This window comes from Noviherbaspirillum galbum (genome assembly GCF_010974945.1).
Lineage (GTDB): Bacteria > Pseudomonadota > Gammaproteobacteria > Burkholderiales > Burkholderiaceae_D > Noviherbaspirillum > Noviherbaspirillum galbum.
Window position 1 is genome coordinate 1 of the sequence record NZ_JAAIVB010000038.1, and the last position, 15,549, is coordinate 15,549.

Consider the following 15,549-nt stretch of genomic DNA (forward strand, 5'->3'; position numbering starts at 1 on the left):
GCCCCGGCGCGCGCATCGACGGCGATGAGCCCGGCGCGCGCGGCGCTGGAAGCCGCCCGTTCCGGCAAGCCCATGCCCGCCATGCCAACCCGGAGCGCACCCGCCGCGACGCCTGCAAGCGCGGCGTCCGCGGAGGCGCCCCAGCCGGCCTCGGCCCATTCGTCCTCCGCCGTGCCTGACATGCCCGAGCCGCCGCTCGCGCCGCCGCCATGGGAAGACGATGAGTCCGCCGTGCCGGCCGTCCAGATCCGGCCCGCGGCTCAAAAAAAAACTGAACAGTCAGCCATGACGGCAGAGCCGGCGCATGCGCCCGCCTCGCCGGTCAAGGTCCATGAAGTCCTGGAGGTCCAGGCCGCCGCGCCGCGCGCGAAGCCGCGCCCGGCGGGCCCCGTCGCCGAACTCGGCTGGGATGGCGACTGGCCGGCGCTGGCGGCGGCCCTGCCGTTGCGCGGCGTGGTGCAGCAGCTCGCCCAGCAAAGCGAACTCCTCAACATCCAGGCCGAGCGCGAGGGCGCGCAATTCCACCTGCGTATCCCGCTTGAAACGCTGCGTTCCGCGGGTTCCGTCGACAAGCTCTCGTCCGCGCTCACCGAGCATTTCGGCAAGCCGGTGCGCGTGCATACCGAGATCGGCGCAGTGGAACTGACAGCCAATGCCGCCGCCGTGGCCGAGCGCGAGGCGCGCCAGCGCCGCGCCGAGGAAGACATGCAGCGCGATCCCTTCGTCCAGACCCTGATCCGCGAATTCGGCGCCACCATCGTGCCGGGTTCGATCAAGCCGGCCTGAGGCCGCGCCGGTTCAGCGATTACCCTAACCACCACACAGGAGTCCATCATGATGAAAGGCCAACTTGCCGGCTTGATGAAGCAAGCCCAGCAAATGCAGGAAAACATGAAGAAGATGCAGGACCAGCTGGCCCAGATCGAAGTCGAGGGCCAGTCGGGCGCAGGCATGGTCAAGGTCGTGATGACCTGCAAGAACGTGGTCAAGCGCATCACCATCGATCCGTCCCTGCTCGGCGACGACAAGGACATGCTCGAAGACCTGATCGTGGCCGCCTTCAACGACGCCTCCAAGCGCGCCGCCGAGACCTCGGAAGAGAAGATGTCCGGCATGACTGCCGGCCTGCCGCTGCCCCCCGGCTTCAAGATGCCGTTCTGACGCCGCACCGTGAAGACGCCGTCCAGCCTTTCCTTTCTCACCGAAGCCCTGCGCCGCCTTCCCGGCGTGGGACCGAAATCGGCGCAGCGCATGGTCTATCATCTGCTGCAGCATGACCGCGAAGGCGCGTCCATGCTCGGCCGCGCGCTGCTGCAGGCGGTGGAGAACATCCATCACTGCGCCATGTGCAACACCTTCACCGAAAACGAGATCTGCGATACCTGCGCCGATCCGGAACGGGACGCCGCCCTGCTGTGCGTGGTCGAGACGCCCGCCGACCAGCTCATGATCGAACAGACCCTGACGTACCGAGGCCTGTACTTCGTGCTGCTAGGGCATCTCTCGCCGCTGGACGGCATCGGCCCGAAGGATATCCACCTGGAAAAGCTGGTGCCGCGCGCGACCGACGGCATCGTGCACGAGGTGGTGCTGGCGACCAACTTCACCAACGAGGGCGAGGCGACCGCGCACTACATCAGCGAAAGCCTGAAGTCGCGCGGCCTCAAGGTGAGCCGGCTTGCGCGCGGGGTGCCGGTAGGCGGCGAACTGGAATACGTGGACGCCGGCACCATCGCCCGCGCCATGCTCGACAGGCGATCCACCTGATCCCGGTTCCTGCCTTCCGTCCAAGCTCACCTTTCCGCGCACATGACCCAAGACTTCCAGTCGCCATCCACATCCAAAACGCGCGGACCGCTCGCCGGCATCAAGGTCCTCGAACTCGGAACGCTGATCGCCGGCCCGTTCTGCTCGCGAATGCTGGCGGAGTTCGGCGCCGAGGTCATCAAGATCGAATCCCCGGACGGTGGCGACCCGATCCGGCAGTGGCGCATCCTGAAGGACGGCACCTCCCTCTGGTGGTACGTGCAGGCGCGCAACAAGAAGAGCGTCACGCTCAACATGAAGGAGCCGCGCGGCCAGGAAATCGCCCGCAAGCTCGCGCTGGAAGCAGACGTCATCATCGAGAACTACCGTCCCGGCGTGCTCGAGAAATGGGGCCTCGGCTACGAGGCGCTGAAGGCGCTCAACCCGGCCACGATCATGGTCAGGCTGTCCGGCTACGGCCAGAGCGGGCCGATGAAGGACTTGCCCGGCTTCGGCGCGGTCGGTGAATCGATGGGCGGCATGCGCTACATCTCCGGGCACCCGGACCGCCCGCCGGTGCGCATCGGCATTTCCATCGGCGATTCGCTTGCGGCGCTGCATGGCGTCATCGGCGCGATGATGGCGCTGCGCCACCGCGACGTCACCGGCGGACGCGGCAAGGGGCAGGGCCAGATGGTGGACGTCGCCCTGTATGAAGCGGTGTTCAACATGATGGAGTCGCTGGTGCCGGAATACGACCATGCCGGCGTGATCCGCGAGCGCACCGGCGGCGCCTTGCCGGGCATCGTTCCCTCCAACACCTACACCACCGGCGACGGGGAAAACATCGTGATCGCCGGCAACGGCGACGCGATCTTCCGGCGCCTCATGCTCGCCATCGGCCGCGATGACATGGCCAGCGATCCGCAGCTCGCCCGCAATGACGGCCGCGTGCCGCGCACCGCCGAGATCGATGGCGCGATCCAGGCCTGGTGCCATACCCAGACCATCGACCAGGCGCTGGCCGCGCTCAAGGCGGCCGACGTGCCGGTGTCCAAGATCTATTCCGTCAGGGACATGCTGAGCGATCCGCAATTCCTCGCACGCCGCATGTTCGAGCAGCATGCCTTCGCCGACGGCACTCCAATCAAGATGCCCGCGATCACGCCCAAGCTGTCCGAGACGCCGGGAGAAACCCGCTGGCTCGGTCCGGCGCTGGGCGAACACACGGATGAAGTGTTGAAAGAGCTCGGGTATGATGATGCTGAAATAATGCAGCTCAGGCAACAGCGGGTCGTCTGACCGATTGCGCTTCCGGCGCGCCGCGGCTCGGCCTGGGCCATCATCACAGGAGACAACATGAACAAGACATTCTGGAAGCAATTCGCGATCGCGCTCGGGCTCTTCCTGCTCGGCTACCTCACCTTCAACGGCAAGCTCTTCGCCCAGACCCTCGAGAAGCCCAAGGTGTCGATCGCGGTCGGCGGCAAGAACCTGTTCTACTACCTGCCGCTGACCATCGCCGAGCAGCTCGGCTACTTCAAGGACGAAGGGCTGCAGGTCGAGATCAGCGACTTCGCCGGCGGCGCCAAGGCGCTGCAGGCGCTGGTGGGCGGCAGCGCGGACGTGGTATCCGGCGCCTACGAGCACACCATCAACATGCAGGCCAAGGGGCAGATCATTACCGCCTTCGTGCTGCAGGGGAGGGCGCCGCAGATCGTGCTCGGCGTCTCCAACAAGACCATGCCGAACTACAAGGGCATCGGCGACCTCAAGGGCAAGAAGATCGGCGTCACCGCACCCGGCTCTTCCACCAACATGATGGCCAACTTCGTGCTGGCGAAGGGCGGCCTCAAGCCGACCGACGTGTCCTTCATCGGCGTCGGCACCTCGGCCGGCGCCTTGTCCGCCATGCGCTCCGGCCAGATCGACGCGATGGCGAACCTCGACCCGGTGGTCACCATGCTGCAGCAAAAGAACGAGATCCGCGTGGTGGCCGACACGCGCACGCTGAAAGACACCAACGACATCTTCGGCGGCCCGATGCCGGCGGCCACGCTCTACGCTTCCGAAGCCTTCCTCAAGAAGAACCCGAATACCGCGCAGGCCCTCGCCAACGCCATGGTGCGCGCGCTGAAGTGGCTGCAGAAGGCCGGGCCTTCCGACATCGTCAAGGTGGTTCCGGAAAGCTACCTTCTCGGCGACCGCGCTCTCTATCTCGAAGCCTTCATGAAGGTGCGCGAGGCCATCTCGCCCGACGGCGTCTTCCCCGCCGAGGGGCCGGCCACCGCGCTCAAGGCGCTGCAAGCGTTCGAGCCGGATCTCGCGGGCAAGCAGATCGACCTGAGCAGGACGTTCACCAACGATCTGGTCAAGAAGGCCAACGCCAAGTACAAGTAAAGGCATGCAGCGGCGTGAAAAGAGGCACGGCAAGGTGCCTCTTTTCACGTCCGCCAGACCAAACCCGCCTCACGGAAATTCCATGGTTCCAGCCCTTTCGCTCGACAACATCACCTGCACCTTCGTGTCGCGGGACGACCGCGCGCAGCGCTACACCGCCGTCGCCAACACCACGCTGGACATCGCGCCGGGCGAGTTCGTGTCAGTGGTAGGCCCCACCGGCTGCGGCAAGTCGACCCTGCTCAACGTCGGCGCCGGCCTGCTGCAGCCATCCTTCGGCAACGTCAATGTCTTTGGCACGCCGCTCTCCGGCATCAACCAGCGGGCGGGCTACATGTTCCAGGCGGAAGCGCTCATGCCCTGGCGCAGCGCCTTGCAGAACGTCGTTGCCGGATTGCAGTTCCGCGGCATGGACGAGGCGCAGGCGAGGCGCCTGGGCGAGGAATGGCTGACGCGCGTCGGCCTGCAGGGCTTCGGCGACCGCTATCCGCACCAGCTATCGGGCGGCATGCGCAAGCGGGTCGCGCTGGCGCAGACCCTGGTGCTCGACCCGGACATCATCCTGATGGATGAACCGTTCTCGGCGCTGGACATCCAGACCCGCCAGCTCATGGAGAACGAGGTGCTCGACCTGTGGAGCGCGAAGAAAAAGGCGGTGCTGTTCATCACCCATGACCTCGACGAAGCCATCGCCATGTCGGACCGCGTGGTGGTGCTGTCGGCCGGACCGGGCACCCATCCGATCGGCGAATTCGTCATCGACCTGCCGCGGCCGCGCGACGTCGCCGAGATCCGCGCCCATCCGCGCTTCGTCGAGCTGCACGCCCAGATCTGGGGCGTGCTGCGCGAGGAAGTGCTGAAGGGCTACCAGCAGCAGAAACACCAGGCATGAGAAGGCAAGAAAGGGTGGCAATGAGCATGTGGAAGGCAATCAAACCGAGCTACCGAACGCTGCGCTTCTGGCAGGCGCTGGTCCTGGTCGTGGTGTTCGCGGTCTGGCACCTCGCCACGCGCGATCCCCAGGTGGCTTTCTTCTTCGGCGAGCCGGTGAAGGTCATGGTACGCGTCTGGCAATGGTTCACCGTCGGCGCGGGATCGCTGGAAGTGGGAACGGGCGACAGCACCTGGTTCACCCTGCATTTTCCCGCAGAAATCTATCCTCACCTGCTGGTCACGCTGACCGAGACGCTGATGGCCTTCGCCATCGGCACGCTGCTCGGCCTGGCGGTTGGCCTGTGGCTGGCACTGTCGCCGATGGCGTCGGCGATCTTCGACCCCTACATCAAGGCGGCCAATTCCATGCCGCGCGTGATCCTCGCGCCCATCTTCGCCATGTGGTTCGGCCTGGGCATCTGGTCCAAGGTGGCGCTGGCGGTGACCCTGGTGTTCTTCATCGTCTTCTTCAACGTCTACCAGGGCGTCAAGGAAGTCAGTCCGGTGGTGCTGGCCAATGCCCGCATGCTAGGCGCGAACAGCCGCCAGCTGCTGCGACAGGTCTATTTGCCTTCCGCCACCTCCTGGGTGTTTTCCAGCCTGCATACTTCGGTGGGCCTGGCCTTTGTCGGCGCGATCGTCGGCGAGTATCTCGGTTCGGCGCGTGGCGTCGGCTATCTCATCCTCCAGGCCGAAGGCAGCTTCGACATTAACACGGTGTTCGCCGGCATCCTGGTGCTGACCGCGTTTGCCCTCGTGCTCGACACGCTCGTCGGCAGCATCGAACGCCGGCTGATGAAATGGCAGCCGAAGTCCGGGGAGACCGAAAAGCTCTGAGTTCCAGCTCCGGGTTCCGCGGCAGCCTGCCGTCCCGGCAGGCCCGGCTCTTGCTCCTATCGCCTGGCATGCATTTCCTGCACTCGCCGGGGGCAAATCGGACCATTGGCCGTTCATGCGGCGCCCTCGCGCGGTGCGGATTGCATCAACCCGATGCATCAGCAACCTCGACCCCGGAGCCCGCATGTTTCGTCATTCCCTCCTTCTTCTGGCCGGTCTCGCAGCCGGCCTGTCCGCGCTGCCTGCCATGGCGCATCCCGGCGTGCCGCATGTCCATGACCTGGCGAGCGGTTTGCTGCATCCCCTGACCGGCTGGGACCACCTGCTTGCCTTCGTCGCCATCGGCATGTGGTCGGCCCAGCAAAGCCGGTCCGCCGCCTGGACGCTGCCCCTGCTCTTCCTGGGGTGCATGGCGGGCAGCGCGATGTTGCCTTCGTTGGGCATGCACCTGCCTGGCCTCGAACCTGGCGTGGCCGCATCCGTGGCGCTTCTCGGCCTGATGATCGCCAATGGCTTTCGCTTCGCCTCCGGCCTCAGCGCCGCCATCGTGGCCGTCTTCGCGGTGCTTCACGGCTACACCCATGGCGTGGAGGTGCCCGCCGATGCGATGGGCGCGTGGTTCGGTGCGGGTTTCATAGCGGCGACCATGCTGCTGGTGGCGGGCGGGCTGTTGCTGGGCAAGCTTGCCGAATGGCGTGCCGCTGGCAGGCTGGTGCGGGTGACCGGGTCGATGATCGCGATGTCGGGCGTCGTGCTGCTGTCTTCCGCGATGTGAGGGAGGGTGTGGGGCGGAATGGCATTCCCGCCTTCGCGGGAATGCCGGGGTAGAGGCGGCGATCACTCATCGACCGCCGCCGAACCCGCGCCAGGTCAGCGCAGGCCGTCGATCATCTTTTCAAGCTTGACCGCATCCGCGCAGAACAGGCGGATGCCTTCGGCGAGTTTTTCCGTGCCCATGGCATCGTCGTTGAGCATGAAGCGGAAGCTCTTTTCGTCGAGCGTCAATTTCTCCATGGCGGCCTGCTGCGCCGCCTCGGGGCTGAGCTTGCGCGTCACCGGGGCTTCGGATTCCGAGAGCTTCTGCAGCAGTTCCGGGCTGATGGTCAGCAGGTCGCAGCCGGCGAGCTCGGTGATCTGCGAGGTGTTGCGGAAGCTCGCGCCCATGACTTCGGTCTTGTAGCCGAACTTGCGGTAATAGCTGTAGATGCGCTGCACCGACTGCACGCCGGGGTCGTCGGCGCCGGCATAGTCCTGGCCGGTGGATTTCTTGTACCAGTCATAGATGCGGCCGACGAACGGGGAGATCAGCTGCACGCCGGCTTCGGCGCAGGCGATGGCCTGGGGCAGGGCGAACAGCAGCGTCATGTTGCAGCGGATGCCGTCCTTCTCCAGCACCTCGGCGGCGCGGATGCCTTCCCAGGTGGAGGCGATCTTGATCAGCACCCGTTCGCGCGCGATGCCGGCGGCTTCGTACAAGCCGATCAGCGCGCGGCCCTTGTCGATGGTGCCGGCGGTATCGAAGGAGAGCCGGGCATCGGTCTCGGTGGACACCCGGCCGGGAATCAGCTTCAGGATTTCCAGTCCGAATGCCACCAGCAGCCGGTCGGTGATCTCGCCCATCGACTTGCCGCCGTGGTCCCGCACCGCCTGCTCGAGCAGGTGGCGGTACTCTTCCTTCTGCACTGCCTTGAGAATGAGCGAAGGGTTGGTGGTGGCGTCGCGCGGCGCGAAGGCCTTCATCGCCTGGAAATCTCCGGTGTCGGCGACGATGGTGGTGAATTGCTTGAGTTGTTCGAGCTGGTTCATGGGGAAAGGAGCGGCAAGGGTGGCAAGAATGAATTAAGGGACGGCATATGATAACCAAATGCGCCGGGTGCACGGAAAATGCCGGTCATCGCTTGCCGCATCAATGCGTCTGCAGGAGGTGGAAGAAGTCATCGGCCGGCAGCGGCTTGCTGAAGAAGTTGCCCTGCATTTCATCGCACTTGTGCCGCCGCAGGAATTCGACCTGTTCCGCCGTTTCCACGCCTTCCGCAATGACCTTCAGGTTCAGGCTGTGGCCGAGCGAGATCACCGAACTCGTGATGGTCGCGTCATCCAGGTCGTTGGCGATGTCGCGCACGAAGGACTGGTCGATCTTGAGGTGGTGGAGCGGAAAGCGCTTCAGGTAGGACAAGCTCGAATAACCCGTGCCGAAGTCGTCGATGGACAGCTGCACGCCCATGCTTTCGAGCGCGCGCAGCTTGCTGATGAAAAGCTCGGCGCCATTCATGACCATGCTCTCCGTCAGTTCCAGTTCGAGGTGGCGGGCATCGAGCCCCATCGAATCGAGGGCGTCGGCCACCGAATCGACCAGGTGTTCATCGCGGAACTGGCGCGCCGACAGGTTGACCGACACGCAGATCGGGTCGAGCCCGGCATCCTGCCAAGCCTTGTTCTGGGCGCAGGCGGTCCGCAGCACCCAGTCGCCGATGGGAACGATGAGCCCGAGTTCTTCCGCCATCGGAATGAAACGGGTCGGTGACACGAGGCCGATTTCAGGATGCCGCCAGCGGATCAGCGCTTCCGCGCCGATGATGCGCCCGGACTGGAGCTGCACCTTGGGCTGATAGAACAGCTCGAATTCCTTGCGCTCGATCGCGCGCCGCAGCGCGCCTTCCAGCTCGGCCCGCTCCACCGCGCGCACGCTCATTTCCCGCGAATAGAATTGCAGCGCATTGCCGCGCTCTTCCTTTGCCCGGTACATGGCAATGTCGGCGTTGCGCAGCAGGACCTGGATGTCTTCGCCATCTTCCGGGAACAGCGTGATGCCGATGCTCGTCGTGACGAACAGGTCGCGTCCCTGCACCTGGATCGGCGACGCGAAGGAATGGAAGATCTTGTCGGCCACCGCGGTGGCATCCTCCGGCCCGTGCACGTCCGTCAGCAGGATGGTGAATTCGTCGCCGCCCTGGCGCGCGACCGTATCGCCGTCGCGTATCACCCGCTTCAGTCGAGCCGCCACTTCGAGCAGCAGCAGGTCGCCCATCTGGTGGCCGAAGCTGTCGTTGACGCCCTTGAAGCGGTCGAGGTCGAGGAACATCAGGGCCAGCTTGCCGCCGTTGCGGCGCGCGTGCGCCATGGCTTGCGACACCCGGTCGGACAGCAGGTTGCGGTTGGCGAGCCCGGTCAGGGCGTCGTGGTCGGCGAGATACTCGATGCGCGCTTCATAGGCCTTGCGCTCGCTGATGTCGATCGCCACGCCGTCGAAGCGCAGCAGCTTCTGGTCCTCGTCACGGATCGCGCGCGCTCTTTCCTCCACCCAGCGTACTTCGCCATCGGGCCGCACCACGCGGTATTCGTGACGGATGGACGGCGCCCGGACGAGCGAGGCGTGCGCCTGGCGGGCAGCGGCGCGGTCCTGGGGATGGATGGCGTCGAACCAGAGTTCCCGGTCGCGGTAGAACGCGTCCAGCGGCCGTCCGAACACGGTTTCCACCTTGGAGTTGAGATAGAGGAAGCGGTCCTGGGTCGCCGACCAGACCACGTTGTCGATCGAGTCGAGGATGCTGGACAGCTTTTCCTCGGTTGCCAGCAAGGCCGCCTCGGCGGCTTCGCGCGCCGCCTTCGTGCGCAGGCTGATGACGCCGTAGGAGATGTCGTCGGCGAGCTCCTCGAGCATGGCGAGATGCTCGCTGTCGAAAGGCTGCGGCTCCGATTCATAGATGGTCAGCACACCGAAGGTCTTGCCATCGTTCTTGAGCGGCAGGGAGACGGCGAAGTCGTCGGCGCCGCGCACCGCGGTGCCGTCGCCGTTCGCGGCGCCGGTGTCCGCGGTGACATCCATGACCACCCAGGGACGGGCGCTGCCTTGCCTGCCGCCGGTCGCTTCCGCCTGGGAGCGCAGCATGGCCGCAGCCGCCTGGTCCGATGCGCCCGCCGGGGGCGTCCCGGCCTGGGCCACGCGCGTGACCACGCCGGTCGACGGGTTGGTGTAGCCGATCCACGCCATGCGGTAGCCGCCCGATTCGACGACGGCGCGGCACATGTCCTGCAGCAGCGTCGCTTCATCCGTCGCATGCACCATCACATGGTTGCATTCGGCCATCACGGTGCGCGCGCGCAGGGTGCGGCGCAAGGTTTCCTGCGCCTTCTTGCGGTCGGCCACTTCCATCTTGACCTGCACGTGCTGCTGCTGGATCTCGCCGTAGAGCAGGAGGTTGTCGTAGACCACCGCCAGCTGCGACGCCACGGTGGAGGCGGCGCGTTCGTCGACCTCGGAGAACTCCCCGCCGCCCAGCTTGTCGGCGAGGTAGATCCAGCCGAAGGTCTGTTCCTGGGACGCCACCGGGACCACCATCAGGGAACGCACCGGCGGATGCGATGCCGGCAAGCCCAGCGTTGCGGGATCTGCGCCGCGCGGGTTGGGTTGGCCAAGCTGGCCTAACCTGAGGGGCCGGCGCTGGCGCAGGACTTCGCCGAACACGCCAGCATCCGGCGCCGGCCTGCCCAGCCGGGCCAGCGTGCCCTCATCCATGCCGCGCGTGAGGAAACGCTCCAGCGTCGGCGCGCCGTGCCCGTCATGACCAAGCAGCCCGACGCCGGCAAACCTCGCCGCGCAGATGTCCTGCACCACGCGGCAGCACGTCTCCAGCAGGTGCTGCGGATCGCGTTCCGAGGTGAGTTCGATGCCGAGGTCGATCAGCGCCGTCAGGCGCAGGCTTACGCCCTGCAGCGACGACAGCGCGTCAGAGAGCTGCTGCACGACCTTCTGGAATTCTTCGCCATGCTGGGCCGCCGGCGAGCCGGCGAGCCGGGAGATGAGGTCGCGGCTGGCTTCCAGTTCGGCGAAATAGGCGCTCAGCCGGCTCTCGCCATCCATGACCTGCCGGTTCTCCCCCCGCATCGCCGCAGCGGGATTGCCGGTGCCGGTCGGATCGGGAAGCCCGAGCGCCTCGTGCACGATGCGCAGGATGGTCTCCGGACCGGAAGGCTTCGGCAAGATCCAGCGCACGCCGCAGGTGGCCGCCATGGCCCGTGCTTCGTGCTCGTGGTAGGCGGCGGTGTAGAACATGACCGGCGTGTCGGCGATGGTCGGCATGTCGCGCAGGCGTGCCACGAATTCGTAGCCGTCCATGTGCGGCATGAGGATGTCCGAGATGATCAGGTCGGGCTTGTGCGTGCCGGCCGCCTGCAATCCTTCGGCGCCATCCGCAGCCTCGATGAGGCTGTGTCCGCTGTGACCGAGAAGCACCATCAGAAATTGCCGATTCAGCACATGATCGTCAACGATCAGGATGGTTGCCATTCTCTCTCCTGAGTTGACGGGGCGGGCGAACTGCGCACAGCCGCTCGACGGCGTCGATCAGCGCATCGGGAACGATGGGGTGGGGCAGGGTGGCATCGAAGCCGGCGTCATTCCCCTCGCCGCGTTCGCCCGCGAGGGCAATGACCGGCACCGCGCGGCGCGGCGCATCGCTGCGGACCAAGGCAAGGAGGTCCCGGGCGGGCCTGCGCGGCAGTCCGGTCTTGGTGATCACCAGGTCGGGGTGTTCGCGGCGGAAAACGTCGACGGCTTCGTCGCCATCGTGGGCACAGAGCGTGTCGTAACCTGCGGCTTGCAACGTGTACATCAATAATTCCATGTCGGCGGGGTCGTCTTCGACAATCAGGACGCGGACCATCATTCATTCTCCTTCATTCGCGCCGGGCGGAAGGACTTGGAAAGGATGTTTCCTTCTGGCCATAATTGTGTCCTGATAACATCACCGGGGCTTTGCGGAATATTCAATGTAGGGCACCTTTTTTCGCGGCGTCTACTGAGCGCAGAAGTGGCGGGGACAACGGGCGAGCAACCGGGACACGACAGATGCGAATATGGGTTGGGCGGGACGTGGCGCGCCAGGATATTCGAACGACTTTCATCAAAGACAAGTCGCGATGGAAAAGGTTTCCTCGTCCGTCGCCCGGGGGCGCTTTATGAAGCTGACAAATTGCGCTACGATGTCGGAAGCGCCGATTTGCTACCGCTTGCGGGCGCTGGAAACCGAGTTTCGCTCATTATGAGCGGTTGTCGGTCCATCCGAAAAAATGCCGCTAAACTGGGATGAACATGCAACGAACCCGTTTAGGCGAACGCCGGACGGGTTTTTTCATTTGATCGCGATGCTGCGCACCTTGCCCGCACGGGCGGGCCATCGATCCGGCGCGGCGCGCATGCTACTGATGCCACTGATGCCACTGATGCCACTGATGCCACTGATGCTACAGGTCCTGCCATGACAGACACGAGGAAGTTCGGATTCACCACCACCATCCTGCACAACGACCGGCAGAAGCCGATCGAGCATGGTTCCTTGCACAAGCCCATCCACACATCGGTGACCTTCGGTTACCGCGATGCCCGGCAACTGGCCGAGGTCTTCCAGGGCAAGCAGCCGGGATTCCGTTACGGCCGCCAGGGCAATCCCACGGTCGCCTCCCTCGAGGACAAGGTCAACCGCATGGAAGACGGCATGGCGACGATCTGCTTCGCGACCGGCATGGCGGCGATCGGCGCGCTGGCCCAGGCCCTCCTGCGCGAGGGCGACCACGTCGTGTCTTCCGCCTTCTTGTTCGGCAATACGAACAGCCTCTGGCAGACCGTCGACATGCAGGGCGTGGACGTCACGATGGTCGATGCCACCGACGTGGCGCAGGTCGAGGCCGCGCTGGCGCCCAATACCCGCATGGTGTTCGTCGAAACCATCGCCAATCCGCGCACGCAGATCGCCGACCTGCGCCGCATCGGCGAACTTTGCCGTGACCGCGGCATCCTTTACGTGGTCGACAACACCATGACTTCGCCTTACCTGTTCCGTCCCAAGTCGGTAGGCGCCGGCCTGGTCGTGAATGCGCTCACGAAGTCCATCGCCGGACACGGCATCGCGCTCGGCGGCAGCCTGACCGACACCGGCCTGTTCGACTGGAACCGCTATCCGAACATCCTCGACACCTACAAGCGCTTCGCCACGCCGCAGTGGGGCATGGCCCAGATCCGCGCCAAGAGCCTGCGCGACTTCGGCGCCTCCCTCGGGCCGGAAGCGGCGCACCACATCGCCGTCGGCGCCGAGACGCTGTCGCTGCGCATGGAGCGGGCCTGCGCCAATGCCATGGCCCTGGCGCGCATGCTCGATGCCGACGACCGCGTCGCCGCCGTGTATTACCCGGGACTGGAATCCCATCCGCAGCATGCCATCGCGCGCGAACTGTTCGCCGGCTTCGGCAGCCTGCTCAGCTTCGAGCTCCGCGATGACATCGATTGCTTCGATTATCTGAACCGCTTGCAGCTCGCGATCCCGACCAGCAATCTCGGCGATACCCGCACGCTGGTCATTCCCGTCGCGCATACCATCTTCTACGAGATGGGCAGGGAGCGGCGCGCCAGCATGGGCATCGCGGAATCGCTGATTCGCGTCTCGGTCGGGATCGAGGATGCCGCCGACCTGGTGGCGGACTTCCAGGAAGCGCTGGCTGGATGACGGGCCCGGCCCGCGAGGGCCGGCGCCGGCCGCGGCATCAGATGATCTTTGCCGCTTCTTCCGGCGGCAGCAGGCCGCCGTCGCCGCCGCGGAAGGCATGCATGCGCGAGACCAGCGCATCGGGCGAGGCGTCGCTGAGCAACAGGGTTGCCTGCTTCTCCTTCAGGAAGCCTTCGTCCACCACGTGCTTGAGGAAGGCGAGCAGGGCATCGTAGAAGCCGGCCGCATTCAGCAGGCCGATCGGCTTGGCGTGGAAGCCGAGCTGGGCCCAGGTAAAAATCTCGAACAGTTCTTCCAGGGTGCCGATGCCGCCCGGCATGGCGATGAAGCCGTCCGCCAGGTCGGCCATCATTGCCTTGCGCTCGTGCATGTCCTTGACGACGTGCAGCCGCGTCAGGCCGGCATGGCCGACCTCCTTGTCCATGAGCGCCCTCGGGATCACGCCCGTGGCGCGTCCCCCGAGCCGCATCACCTCGTCGGCAATCACGCCCATCAGGCCGACGTTGCCGCCGCCATAGACCAGTTCAATGCCGTTGTTCACCATCGTCGCAGCCAGGCCGCGCGCGGCATCGGCATAGCGCGGGGAATGGCCGGGCGAGGCCCCGCAATATACGCAAATCGCTTTCATCGTGTGCATCCGGCGAACGCCGCCCGGTCGGAGCGCGGCGCCGCGTCGTAAGTGTTCAGTCTTCCAGTTCTTCCCTGGCGAGTTCGACGTCGAGCCGTTCCATCGCATCCAGGGCTTCGCAGGCGGCCGCTTCTTCGTACAGCTTGACCGCCTCGTTCATCTTCTTTTTCCCTTCGAGCATCACCAGGCCATTGGCGTATTCGACGCGCGCAATCGCGGAATGCGGGTTCAGCTTGAGGGCCGCCTGGAACATCTTCAGGCCTTCTTCCTTCTTCGCGCCATAGGTCAGTCCTCCGATCATCGCGCCCACCTTGTCGATAATCTCGGCGTGATAGGTTCCGAGGCCGATGTGCGCGTCCGCGTGCTTGGGCGCGAGCTTGACCGCCATGTCGAGGCTGGCCTTGACCTTGCTGCCTATCCCCTGGGACAGCGCCTTCACGATGGAGATTCCCTGCGCATAACGGCCGAGCGCGTAGGCGTGCCAGTAGTAGGCAGCGGCATTCTTCGGCTGCTCCTTCTGCTGTTCCTCGCAGCGTGCGGCAACCTCCTCGAACAAGGCAAGCTTCTTCTTCTCCGATTTTTCCAGGTAGTTGGCATAGATGCTCGTGGCCTTGTTGGCGACGGCGTAGCCATCGATGCCGTGCCCCAGGCCCAGCTTCGCGGCCTTCTCGAATTCGCCGGCGTGAAAGGCGATCCAGGCTTCCACCAATCCCGCATCCTTGGGGAATGGTTCAGCGTCGCCGGCATGCAAACGCGCCCATGCCTTCTTCAGGCTGGCGGCGGTATAAACGTATTGGTCCTCAGCATAGGGAAATTTTGTCCAGGCCATGCGCTCACCCTTGTTTCAGTTTCTTGAGATATTCCTCCGCCAGCTTGTCGAACAGCAGCCGGGTTTCGCCGCGGAGGTAGGGACCGATCAGGGACAGCACCTGGTAGCAGCCGCGCGCAAGCGCTTCGGCCATGGCTTCCTGTTCGGAATACTTGCGTGGGTTGCGCACATACTCGTAGGAGAGCCAGTATGTGGCAACGACCACCATGTTGGTCGCGAGCGCGTCGATCTCGCGGTCGTTCGCTTCCAGCGCGTTGTCGGCCCGCAGGCCGAGGCAATGCTGCTTCGCGATCTTCACGCAGTGCGCAAGGATCTGCTTGAAATGCAGTTCCAGCTTGCGGTTGCGCGACAGCAGGTCATTGAGGTCGCGGTAGAAGAAGCGGTAGCGCCAGATGAGCTCGAAGCTCAGGTGCAGGTAGAGCCAGACGTCTTCCATGTTGGGGCGGCGTCCCTCGGGCAGCGCCAGCATCCGTGTGATCTCCGCCTCGAACTGCGTGAACAGCGAATTGACGATGTCGTCCTTGTTGCGGAAGTGGTAGTACAGGTTGCCGGGCGAGATGTTCATCTCCTCGGCGATGACGGTGGTGGTGATGTTGGGCTCACCGAATTCATTGAACAGCCGCAGGGATAACTCCAGGATTCGTTCGCGCGTGCGCCGCGGAGCCTTGTGTTGCATG

At 65.0% G+C, this 15,549-nt stretch carries 15 protein-coding genes; 9 read left to right on the forward strand and 6 right to left on the reverse strand.

What is annotated here, in order from left to right:
* The 8 genes from G3574_RS11985 to G3574_RS12020 all read left to right on the forward strand — a co-directional run.
* Window positions 1-786 (forward strand): DNA polymerase III subunit gamma/tau C-terminal domain-containing protein (locus tag G3574_RS11985; protein WP_328804781.1); only part of this gene is annotated, 786 nt, incomplete at its 5' end.
* A 48-nt stretch (window positions 787-834) separates the two neighbouring features.
* Window positions 835-1,161, forward strand: a complete 327-nt coding sequence (locus G3574_RS11990; protein ID WP_163963392.1) for a YbaB/EbfC family nucleoid-associated protein — start codon at window positions 835-837, stop codon at window positions 1,159-1,161.
* A 9-nt stretch (window positions 1,162-1,170) separates the two neighbouring features.
* Window positions 1,171-1,767: a recombination mediator RecR gene (recR, locus tag G3574_RS11995; RefSeq protein WP_163963394.1), complete on the forward strand. Its 597-nt coding sequence runs from the start codon at window positions 1,171-1,173 to the stop codon at window positions 1,765-1,767.
* Between the two features lie 42 nt (window positions 1,768-1,809).
* Window positions 1,810-3,048, forward strand: a complete 1,239-nt coding sequence (locus G3574_RS12000; RefSeq protein ID WP_163963396.1) for a CaiB/BaiF CoA transferase family protein — start codon at window positions 1,810-1,812, stop codon at window positions 3,046-3,048.
* A 57-nt stretch (window positions 3,049-3,105) separates the two neighbouring features.
* Window positions 3,106-4,146 carry an ABC transporter substrate-binding protein gene (locus tag G3574_RS12005; protein ID WP_163963398.1) on the forward strand — a complete coding sequence of 347 codons (1,041 nt, stop codon included), beginning with the start codon at window positions 3,106-3,108 and terminating at the stop codon, window positions 4,144-4,146.
* A gap of 82 nt (window positions 4,147-4,228) precedes the next feature.
* Window positions 4,229-5,038: an ABC transporter ATP-binding protein gene (locus G3574_RS12010; protein WP_163963401.1), complete on the forward strand. Its 810-nt coding sequence runs from the start codon at window positions 4,229-4,231 to the stop codon at window positions 5,036-5,038.
* A gap of 26 nt (window positions 5,039-5,064) precedes the next feature.
* Window positions 5,065-5,916 carry an ABC transporter permease gene (locus G3574_RS12015; protein ID WP_163963403.1) on the forward strand — a complete coding sequence of 284 codons (852 nt, stop codon included), beginning with the start codon at window positions 5,065-5,067 and terminating at the stop codon, window positions 5,914-5,916.
* A gap of 184 nt (window positions 5,917-6,100) precedes the next feature.
* On the forward strand, window positions 6,101-6,691 hold the full coding sequence (locus tag G3574_RS12020; RefSeq protein ID WP_163963405.1) for a HupE/UreJ family protein: 591 nt from the start codon (window positions 6,101-6,103) through the stop codon (window positions 6,689-6,691).
* A gap of 95 nt (window positions 6,692-6,786) precedes the next feature.
* On the opposite strand, the gene tal is transcribed toward G3574_RS12020, so the two are convergent.
* The 3 genes from tal to G3574_RS12035 form a co-directional block, all read right to left on the reverse strand.
* Window positions 6,787-7,722, reverse strand: coding sequence for a transaldolase (gene tal / locus G3574_RS12025; protein ID WP_163963407.1), 936 nt, complete (start codon window positions 7,720-7,722; stop codon window positions 6,787-6,789).
* Window positions 7,723-7,822: 100 nt separating this feature from the next.
* Window positions 7,823-11,203, reverse strand: a complete 3,381-nt coding sequence (locus G3574_RS12030) for an EAL domain-containing protein (protein WP_163963409.1) — start codon at window positions 11,201-11,203, stop codon at window positions 7,823-7,825.
* A complete protein-coding gene (locus tag G3574_RS12035) occupies window positions 11,181-11,582 on the reverse strand; it encodes a response regulator (protein WP_163963411.1) in 402 nt (133 codons plus the stop codon). The genes G3574_RS12030 and G3574_RS12035 overlap by 23 nt, the downstream gene beginning before the upstream one ends.
* Before the next feature lie 591 nt (window positions 11,583-12,173).
* On the opposite strand from G3574_RS12035, the gene G3574_RS12040 reads away from it, so the two are divergent.
* Window positions 12,174-13,415, forward strand: coding sequence for a cystathionine gamma-synthase family protein (locus tag G3574_RS12040; RefSeq protein ID WP_163963413.1), 1,242 nt, complete (start codon window positions 12,174-12,176; stop codon window positions 13,413-13,415).
* A 37-nt stretch (window positions 13,416-13,452) separates the two neighbouring features.
* Here the strand turns inward: G3574_RS12040 and G3574_RS12045 are convergent, their stop codons facing one another.
* Genes G3574_RS12045 through G3574_RS12055 form a run of 3 tightly spaced genes read right to left on the reverse strand, consistent with a single transcriptional unit; the run spans window position 13,453 to window position 15,548 of the window.
* Entirely contained in the window at window positions 13,453-14,043 is a 591-nt protein-coding gene (locus G3574_RS12045) for an LOG family protein (RefSeq protein ID WP_163963415.1), read from the reverse strand.
* A 55-nt stretch (window positions 14,044-14,098) separates the two neighbouring features.
* Window positions 14,099-14,872: a tetratricopeptide repeat protein gene (locus G3574_RS12050; RefSeq protein ID WP_163963417.1), complete on the reverse strand. Its 774-nt coding sequence runs from the start codon at window positions 14,870-14,872 to the stop codon at window positions 14,099-14,101.
* Window positions 14,873-14,876: 4 nt separating this feature from the next.
* Window positions 14,877-15,548 carry a TetR/AcrR family transcriptional regulator gene (locus G3574_RS12055; RefSeq protein ID WP_163963419.1) on the reverse strand — a complete coding sequence of 224 codons (672 nt, stop codon included), beginning with the start codon at window positions 15,546-15,548 and terminating at the stop codon, window positions 14,877-14,879.
* Between the last annotated feature and the right edge of the window lies 1 nt (window position 15,549).

Excerpts from the sequence above, each read along its gene's own strand:
- G3574_RS11990 (WP_163963392.1), top strand. The coding sequence starts at position 835 with ATGATGAAAGGCCAACTTGCCGGCTTGATGAAGCAAGCCCAGCAAATG.
- G3574_RS12000 (WP_163963396.1), top strand. The coding sequence starts at position 1,810 with ATGACCCAAGACTTCCAGTCGCCATCCACATCCAAAACGCGCGGACCG.
- G3574_RS12005 (WP_163963398.1), top strand. The coding sequence starts at position 3,106 with ATGAACAAGACATTCTGGAAGCAATTCGCGATCGCGCTCGGGCTCTTC.
- G3574_RS12010 (WP_163963401.1), top strand. The coding sequence starts at position 4,229 with ATGGTTCCAGCCCTTTCGCTCGACAACATCACCTGCACCTTCGTGTCG.
- G3574_RS12015 (WP_163963403.1), top strand. The coding sequence starts at position 5,065 with ATGTGGAAGGCAATCAAACCGAGCTACCGAACGCTGCGCTTCTGGCAG.
- G3574_RS12020 (WP_163963405.1), top strand. The coding sequence starts at position 6,101 with ATGTTTCGTCATTCCCTCCTTCTTCTGGCCGGTCTCGCAGCCGGCCTG.
- tal (WP_163963407.1), bottom strand. The coding sequence starts at position 7,722 with ATGAACCAGCTCGAACAACTCAAGCAATTCACCACCATCGTCGCCGAC.
- G3574_RS12030 (WP_163963409.1), bottom strand. The coding sequence starts at position 11,203 with ATGGCAACCATCCTGATCGTTGACGATCATGTGCTGAATCGGCAATTT.
- G3574_RS12035 (WP_163963411.1), bottom strand. The coding sequence starts at position 11,582 with ATGATGGTCCGCGTCCTGATTGTCGAAGACGACCCCGCCGACATGGAA.
- G3574_RS12040 (WP_163963413.1), top strand. The coding sequence starts at position 12,174 with ATGACAGACACGAGGAAGTTCGGATTCACCACCACCATCCTGCACAAC.
- G3574_RS12045 (WP_163963415.1), bottom strand. The coding sequence starts at position 14,043 with ATGAAAGCGATTTGCGTATATTGCGGGGCCTCGCCCGGCCATTCCCCG.
- G3574_RS12050 (WP_163963417.1), bottom strand. The coding sequence starts at position 14,872 with ATGGCCTGGACAAAATTTCCCTATGCTGAGGACCAATACGTTTATACC.
- G3574_RS12055 (WP_163963419.1), bottom strand. The coding sequence starts at position 15,548 with ATGCAACACAAGGCTCCGCGGCGCACGCGCGAACGAATCCTGGAGTTA.